Origin of the sequence: Actinocrinis sp. (assembly GCF_035938995.1) — a bacterium.
Classification (GTDB): domain Bacteria; phylum Actinomycetota; class Actinomycetes; order Streptomycetales; family Catenulisporaceae; genus DASZGI01.
The window spans coordinates 1-8,620 of sequence record NZ_DASZGI010000345.1; the positions used below are offsets into that span (position 1 = coordinate 1).

General features: G+C 73.1%; 2 protein-coding genes. Both read left to right on the plus strand.

Going from position 1 to position 8,620, the window contains the following annotated elements; genetic code table 11:
* A partial coding sequence (locus VGZ32_RS24455; RefSeq protein ID WP_326888531.1) for an SDR family NAD(P)-dependent oxidoreductase occupies positions 1–3,784 on the plus strand: 3,784 nt, incomplete at its 5' end.
* Positions 3,785–3,857: 73 nt separating this feature from the next.
* Positions 3,858–8,620, plus strand: a 4,763-nt coding sequence (locus VGZ32_RS24460; RefSeq protein WP_326888532.1) for a beta-ketoacyl synthase N-terminal-like domain-containing protein, incomplete at its 3' end; no start/stop codon positions are given.

The following is an 8,620-nucleotide window of genomic DNA, read 5'->3' on the forward strand; positions in this document are numbered from 1 at the left end:
CGGGATCGACTCGATCAAGCGTGTTGAGATCATGGGCGAACTTCAGGAGCGGTTCCCGGGCGGTGTGGATGCCGGTCCGGAGCAGCTTGCTGAGTTGCGCACCCTCGGCGACATCGTGAACTTCGTGGCGGCTTCGGCTCCTGCTGGTGCTCCCGCTGCTGCTGCCGCGACGGCTCCCGCCGCTGCCCCGGTCGTGGCTCCTGCTCCGGTGGCGGCTCCTGCTTCGGCTGCCGCGCCCGCGGGTCCTGCGGCGAGTGCGGTCGAGGCTGCTCTGCTGGACGTCGTGGCGGCGAAGACGGGTTATCCGTCGGAGATGCTGGATCTGGGCATGGACATCGAGGCTGATCTGGGGATCGACTCGATTAAGCGTGTTGAGATCATGGGCGAACTTCAGGAGCGGTTCCCGGGCGGTGTGGATGCCGGTCCGGAGCAGCTTGCTGAGTTGCGCACCCTCGGCGACATCGTGAACTTCGTGGCGGCTTCAGCTCCTGCCGGCGCTCCCGCTGCTACTGCCGCTGCGCCGGCTCCGGTTCCCGCCGCTGCCCCCGCACCCGCCCCGGTCGTGTCTCCTGCTCCGGTGGCGGCGCCCGCCCCGGCTCCGGCTGCTGCGTCCGCGCCTGTGGGTCCGGCGGCGAGCGCGGTCGAGACCGCCTTGCTGGACGTCGTGGCGGCGAAGACGGGTTATCCGTCGGAGATGCTGGATCTGGGCATGGACATCGAGGCTGATCTGGGGATCGACTCGATTAAGCGTGTTGAGATCATGGGTGAGCTGCAGGAGCGGTTCCCCGGCGGCGCGGATGCTGGTCCGGAGGAGCTGGCGGAGCTTCGGACGCTGGGCGACATCGTGAACTTCGTCGCTGCGTCAGCGCCCGCCAGTGCTCCGGTTGCCACCGCTGCCCCTGCAGCCGCACCTGTCGTGCCTGCTCCGGCGCCCGCCGCACCAGCTCCCGCTCCGGTCGCTGCCGCCACTCCGGCCACCGCGGCTGCCCCGGCTTCGGCTGCGGCGTCTGCGGGTCCTGCGGCGGCCGCCGTGGAGACCGTCTTGTTGGAGGTCGTGGCGGCGAAGACTGGCTATCCGGCGGAGATGCTGGACCTCGGTATGGATGTCGAGGCTGATCTTGGGATCGACTCGATTAAGCGTGTTGAGATCATGGGTGAGTTGCAGGAGCGGTTCCCGGGCGGTGCGGATGCGGGTCCTGAGGAGTTGGCGGAGCTTCGGACGTTGGGCGACATCGTGAACTTCGTCGCCGGTGCCTCTGCTCCCGCTCAGGCCGAAGTGCCCGCTCCCGCTCAGACCGCAGTGCCCGCTCCGGCCCAGACCGCGGCACCCGCTGCCGCCGCCCCTGCCGCCGCTGCGACCACCGCCTACGACACGACCGGCAAGCTCGGTCGGGCCCAGGCGAACCTGGTTCAGCTGCCCACCCCGGACAGCCTCGCCAACGCTTACCCGCAGGGCAGCGGCGCGCTGATCGTCGATGACGGCGGCGCGATCGCCCCGCTGGTCGCCGCGCGGCTGGCCGCCGCGGGCTGGCGAGTCAACGTGCTGCGGCTGCCCGGCGTCGCCCGGCGCACCGCCTCGGGCCGCGACCTCGAGCTCACCAGCTGGGGCGTCACCGAGCTGGCCTCGCAGATCGAGCAGTCCCTTGCCGACCAGATCCGCGTGGTGCTGTACTTCGACACCGAGCCCGGCGCCGACTGGGCCAACTCGGTGCACCGGCTCGGCCACGGGCTGCTCGTCGCGCGGCACACGGTGGAGGCGCTGACCTCCGCCGCGGGCAGTGGTCGCGCCACCTTCGCCACCGTCACCCGGCTCGACGGCGCGTTCGGCCTCTCCGGCGTGGACGAGAGCCACGTCCCCGCGGGCGGTCTGGGCGGCCTGGCCAAGACCCTCGCGGTCGAGGCGCCGAGCCTGTTCTGCCGCGCGGTCGACTTGGCCCCGGCGATCGACCCGGACAGCGCCGCGGACCTCATCATCGAAGAGCTCAACGACGCCTCCGCCGAGCCGGTGCAGGTCGGCCGGGACGGCACCCAGCGCCTCGCGCTCACCCTCGGCTCGACCTCGCTCGCCGCGGCGACCGGCGCCACAGTGCCCGAAGTCACCCCGAACGACCTGATCGTGGTCACCGGCGGCGGCCGCGGCATCACTGCCCGCTGCGTGGTGGACCTGGCCAAGCGCTACCGGCCCGGTCTGCTCCTGCTGGGCCGCACCCCGCTGAGCGGCGAGCCGGCCTGGGCGCAGGGAGTGCAGGGCGCGGCCGAGCTCAAGGCCGCCGCGGTGAACGAGCTCAAGGCGGCGGGGGAGAAGCCGACCCCGAAGCGGGTCGAGCAGCTCTACCAGGCGGTCGTGGGCGAGCGCGAGATCCGCGCGACCCTCGCCGACCTGCACGCCGCCGGCAGCCAGGCGGAATACCTCGCGGTCGACATCACCGACACCGCCGCGACCGCCTCCGCGCTCGCCCCGTACGCCCAGCGCATCACCGGCCTCGTCCACGGCGCTGGGGTGCTCGCGGACCAGCTGATCGCCGCGAAGAAGGCCTCTGAGATCGAGCGAGTGTTTGCTGCGAAGCTCGGCGGGCTGCGCTCGGTGATCGACGCCCTGCCCGCCGACGGCCTCAAGCACGTGGTGCTCTTCACCTCGGTCGCAGGGTTCTTCGGCAACCGCGGCCAGTCCGACTACGCGATGGCGAACGAGGCGCTCAACGCCTTCGCCTCCTCCTGGAAGCGCCGCCACCCGGGTGTCCAGGTCAGTGCCCTGAACTGGGGCGCCTGGGACAGCGGCATGGTCTCGCCGCAGATCAAGGCGGTCTTCACGGCCCGCGGCATCCCACTGATCCCGGTCGAGGTCGGCACCCGGATGTTCGCCGACCAGTTCGCCCCCGAGCGCGGACACGACGTGGTGGCGGTCCTCGGCCCGACCACCCCGCTGTCCGAGCGCGAGAGCGCCCTGCCGCAGGCGGCCGTGGTGCTCGAGCGGCGCCTCGACAGCCTGCAGGCCGACCCGATCGTGGCCGACCACGTCATCGGCGGCACCCCGGTGCTGCCCGCCGCGGTCGCGCTCGGCTGGGCGATCGGCGCGGTCGAGCGGATCACCGGCGGCACCGTGCGCCAGGTGCGCGACTTCGCGGTGCACAAGGGCGTGGTCTTCGACGGCACCGAGAACAGCCAGTTCCAGCTCGAGGCGGCCCCGGCCGGCGACGGCGCCACCACCGAAGTGACGATCCGCTCGGTCGGCGCGAACGGCAAGATCCGCCCGCACTACGCGGCCGGAGTGGTGCTGGACACCGACGCCTCGGCGCGGCTGTCGCGGCCGACGGTGGCGGGTCTCCCGGCACTCGGCCAGGGCCAGGACGCCGCCGGCTTCTACAGCGACGGCACCCTCTTCCACGGCCAGTCTCTGCGCGGCGTGCGCAAGGTCGTCGAATCCCAGGAGAGCCGGCTGGTGCTCGAGTGCGCCCTGCCGGAGCACCGCCCCGCCGGAGGCGCCTTCGCCGGCCGGCTCTACGGCCCCGGCACCACCGACCTCCTGCTCCAGGCGGCGCTGGTGTGGATGGCCCGGTTCCGCGACACCGCGAGCCTGCCGCTCGGGGTGTCCACCGTGGACCTGTACGAGGCGCTGCCGGACGGTCAGCCGTTCCTGGTGGTGGTCGAGCCCGTCTCGGCGGGCGGTAGCAGCAAGGCGACGCTCACGGTCACCGCGTGCGCCCAGGACGGGCGGGTGCTCAGCCGGCTGAGCGCGGTCTCGGTGGTCTCCACGCCGCAACTGGCCGTGAAGTTCGCCGGCTGACGCAACTACGCCGCAACCGGTCCGGTCCGCCAGCGCGGACCGGACCGGTAGACCCGAAGGGACGACTGCTCTCATGGGCAAGTACGCGATCGTCGGCCTCTCCTGCCTGGTCCCCGGCGCCGCGGACACCGCCGAGTTCTGGCGGAACCTCCACGACGGTGTGGACAGCCGCCGCGAAGGCGGCGAGGAGGTCTTCGGCCCGGCCCGCGCGGGCGACGCCGATCCGGCCCACCGGATCGACTGCACCCGCGGCGGATTCATCACCGGTTTCGAATTCGACCCGACCGGATTCAGCCTCAGCCCGGACCTGGTCGCCCGGCTCGACCGCGTCTTCCACTGGTCGCTGCACGTCGCGCGCGAGGCCCTGCGCGACAGCGGCTACCACGAGCGTCCCGACGTGCTCTCCCGCACCAGCCTCGCGCTCGGCAACTACTCCTTCCCGACCCCGTCGTCCGCCCGCACCAGCCTGCCCCTCGTCCACGAGGCCGTGCTGGACGGGCTGCGGCGGGCCGGAGTCCCCGTACCGCACGGGGCCGGGCCGCTGCTGCCGCCCGGCCCCGTCTCGGTCGAGGACACCCGGGTCAGCGGCTCGCCGGCGCGCATCGTCGGCGCGGCCCTCGGCCTCGGCGGACCCCGCTATGCGCTCGACGCAGCATGCTCCTCCGCCCTGTACGCGCTCAAGCTCGCCTGCGACCACCTGGCCACCGGTCAGGTGGACCTCGCGCTTGCCGGCGGCGTCTGCGCCCCGGACCCGACGCTGATCCACCTCTGCTTCTCCGATCTGCAGGCCTACCCGCAGAGCGGCTTCAGCCAGCCGTTCGACGCGAAGTCCGAAGGCATCCTCACCGGCCAGGGCGCCGGCATGGTCGCGGTTAAGCGGCTCGAGGACGCGCTGCGCGACGGCGACCGGATCCGCGCCGTGATCGACGGCATCGGCCTGTCGAACGACGGCTCCGGGCGGCACCTACTGGTGCCGAATGCCGCGGGACAGCTGCGGTCCTACGAACTGGCCTATGCGGAGGCGGGCATCGACCCGCGCGACATCGACTACCTGGAATGCCACGCGACCGGCACGCCGATCGGGGACAGCACCGAGGCGGAGTCGGTCGCCGCGTACTTCGGCTCGCGCGGCAAGGTGCCGCTGATCGGCTCGGTCAAGGGCAACATCGGCCACCTGCTGACGGTCGCCGGTCTGAGCAGCATGCTCAAGGTCATCCTGGCGATGGAGCACGGGCACATCCCGCCCACGACCGGCGTCACCGTTCCTGTCACCGCGAAGGATGGGTCGGTCGGTGGCAACGTCCTGGTCCGCGAAGGACGGGCCTGGCCCACCGGCTCCGGGCCGCGCCGGGCAGGAGTGTCAGCCTTCGGATTCGGCGGCACTAATGCGCACGTGATTCTGTCCGAGCCGTCGACGGCGGCTGAAGCCGCTTCAGCGCCCGGCGGCGCGGCGCCCGCGCTCGCCCTGGACATCGTCGGTCTGGGCGCCCACTTCGGGCCCCTGGACTCGGTCGACGCCTTCGAGCGGGCCGGGCACGACGCCGCGTCCGCCTTCGTCCCGCTGCCCGAGCGGCGCTGGCGCGGCCTTGAGCAGGTCCTCGACGGCACGCTCGACCGGGCCGGGCTCAGCCGCGGCTCGCTGCCCGAGGGCGCCTTCGTCGACACGGTCGGCATCGACCCGATCGACGTGCGCATCCCGCCCACGGACCTGCGCAACTACAACCTCCAGCACGCCTTGATGTCCAAGGTCGCCGACGAGGCGCTCAACGACGCCGGGTACAGCCGCAAGGTCCCCAAGGGCCAGAGCGCCCCCGACCCGCGCCGCGTCGCCGTCGTGGTGGCCATGGAGATCGAGCCGAGCGCGCACCTGCACCTGGCCCGGTACGACCTGGCGAAGTTCCTCGACGAGGCCGCCCGGGACGGAAAGTGGCAGCCGACCGCGCGGCAGACCGACCTGATCCAGGCGGCCCGCGACGGCGTGCACGAGCCGATCAAAGCCAACGAGGTGCTCAGCTACATCGGCAACATCATGGCCAGCCGGATCTCCTCGCTGTGGAACTTCACCGGCCCCTCGTTCACGGTGTCCGCCGAGGGCGCGGGCACCGCCGAGGCGCTCGAGATCGCGCGGCTGCTGCTGGTCGACGAGTCCGTCGAGGCAGTGCTCGTCGGCGCGGTCGACCTGGCCGCATCCCCCGAGAGCCTGCTCGCGCGGATCGGCTCGGGCGGCCCGGCGGCCGGTCCCGGACTCAGCTTCGGCGAGGGCACCGGGGGCTGGCGGATCGGCGAAGGCGCCGGAGCGGTCGTGGTCACCCGGCCCGATGAGAGCAGCCGCACCGCGTACGCGCGGCTGGAATCCATCGCCGTGCGGTACGCGAAGGCGGTCGACGGCGCCGTCCCCGAAGCCGATCCGCTGCCCCTCGCGGCCGCTGCGGCCTCTGCACTGGACGCTGCCGGAGTCGGCGCCGGGGACATCGGCTACGTCGAGGCGCACGCCAGCGGAATCCCCGCCGAGGACCAGGCCGAACTCGCCGCGCTCGCCAGCATCTACCCGGCCGGGTCCGGCTCCGTCGCGCTCGGCAGCGCCAAGTCAGTCGTCGGAGACGCCCTGGCCGCGGCCGCGATGGCTGGTCTGCTGCGCACGGTCCTCTGCCTGCACCACGGCTACCTCCCGGCGGTGCCCGGTTGGCGCCGCCCGGCCGCCGAATTCGCCGACGCGTTCGCCGCCTCAGCCTTCTACCTCCCCGACAACTCCCGCCCCTGGCTGCGCGCCAGCCAAGGGGCGCGGCGCCACGCGGCGGTCAGCTTCATCGGCCCCGGTGGCGCCCACGGCCACCTGGTGCTCTCCGCGCAGGCCACCCGCGGAGCCGTCGCGGAGCTCGACTGGCGGCGCTCGGCGTCCCCGATCCTGCTCGTGCTCGCCGCGGACAGCGTCGACGGCCTGCTGGCCGAGGCGACCCGGCACCGCGACCTGCTCACCGACGGCGCCGACCCGTACCAACTGGCCCGCGCTGCGGCAGAGCGGCTGCCCGCCGACGGCCGCCGCGTCGTGCTGGTCGGCCGGGACCGCGCCGAGCTGATCCGCGAACTGGAGCTGGCGGCCCGCGACCTGCCCGTGGCCTTCGCCCGCAGCGACGAGTGGACCACCCCGGCGGGCAGCTACTTCACCAGCCGGCCGGTCGGCGGGGGCGGCAAGGTCGCCCTGGTCTACCCGGGCGCGTTCAACTCCTACCCCGGGCTCGGCCGCGACTTCTTCCGGCCCTTCCCCGGCCTGCTGACCCGGTTCGAGGCGGAGGCCGAGGACCCGGACCGCCTCTTCCGCAGCGCCCAGCTCTACCAGCGCCGGGTCAGCGTGATGGGCCGGCGCGAGTCGATGGAGCTGGAGGAAGCGCTCGGCGACGACATCCCGTTCATGCTCGCCACCGGCACCACCTTCGCGATCCTCTACACCGACCTGGTGCGCGAGTACCTCGGCATCCGCGCCCACGGCGCCTTCGGCTACAGCCTCGGCGAAAGCAGCATGCTGTTCGCCACCGGCGGCTGGCAGCGCTCCGCCCGGCGGGACGACCGGATCAGCTCCACGCCGCTGTTCAAGGACCGGCTGTGCGGCCGGCGTCTCACGGTCCGCGAGGCCTGGGGCCTGTCCGACGAGACCCCGGACGAAGCGGTGTGGCGCTGCTACATCCTGCTCAGCGACGTGCAGCGGGTCCGCACCGCGCTCGACCGCTACGACCGGCTTTTCCTCACCCACGTCAACACCCCCATCGAGGTGGTGGTGGCCGGCGACCCGGACCAGTGCAAGGCCCTGATCGACGAGCTAGGCTGCGCGTCCGCGCGCATGCCGATCAAGTCGGTGATGCACTGCCCCGTCGTCGATCCCGAACTCGAGGGCCTGGCCGAGCTGAACGACCACCCGACCGGGTCGCCCGACGGGCTGGAGCTGTTCAGCGCCTACGACTACTCGGTCATCACCGGGCTCGATGACCAGAAGGTCACCGCGGCCCACATCGCCCAGACGCTGCGCTCCACGATCGACTTCCCGCGCCTGATCCACACCACCTACCAGCGCGGCTACCGGTACTTCATCGAGGTCGGACCGAGCTCCACCTGCTCGCGGTGGGTGCGCGAGACGCTCGCCGACTCCCCGCACGTCGCGGTGTCGGTGGACCGCCGCGGACTGCCCGCCGCCCGGTCGCTGGCCAAACTGCTCGCCCCCTTGATCGGCAACGGCCTGCCCGTGGACCTGTCCGCGCTGCTGGGCGCGGACCGGGTCCAGGACCGGCCGCGCCGCCCGGCCTTCCCGGTCGGCGGCGGCGCCCCGATCCCGGACGGTGTCGCCGGTCGTGCGGCAGCCGTCCTCGGGTCAGGCGCAGCGGCCAGTGCTTCACCTGCTGCCGCCGCACCAGCCACCCCTGCGCCGGCCATATCGACTGCACCGATTCCCGCCAAGCCAGCCCCCGTCGCGGCTATCCCCACCGTGCCTGCCCCTGTCGCGCAGGCCGCACCCGCACCGACGCCCGCCGCTCCGCCCGCACCAGCCCCGACTCACCGTCCCGCCCCCGAAGTAGCCGTATCCCCGCCCGCAGTGCCGCCGGAGGAACGAGTCCCGATGCCACGATCCGAAGTCCAGAAGCTCCCGGCCGCGGCCTCCGCCGAACTCGTCGCGGCCGGCCCCGAGGCCATCTCCTTCGACGGTGAGCCGGTCGGGTTCCTGCCGTGGGCCGGTGCCTCCGCCGAGGCCGCGCCCGCGTCGGCGCTGCCGGTCCCGTCCACGACCCGCGCGGTCGAGCAGTACTCAGGACGCGGGGTCCCGCCCCGGACCCGGCGCGTGTCGGCCGC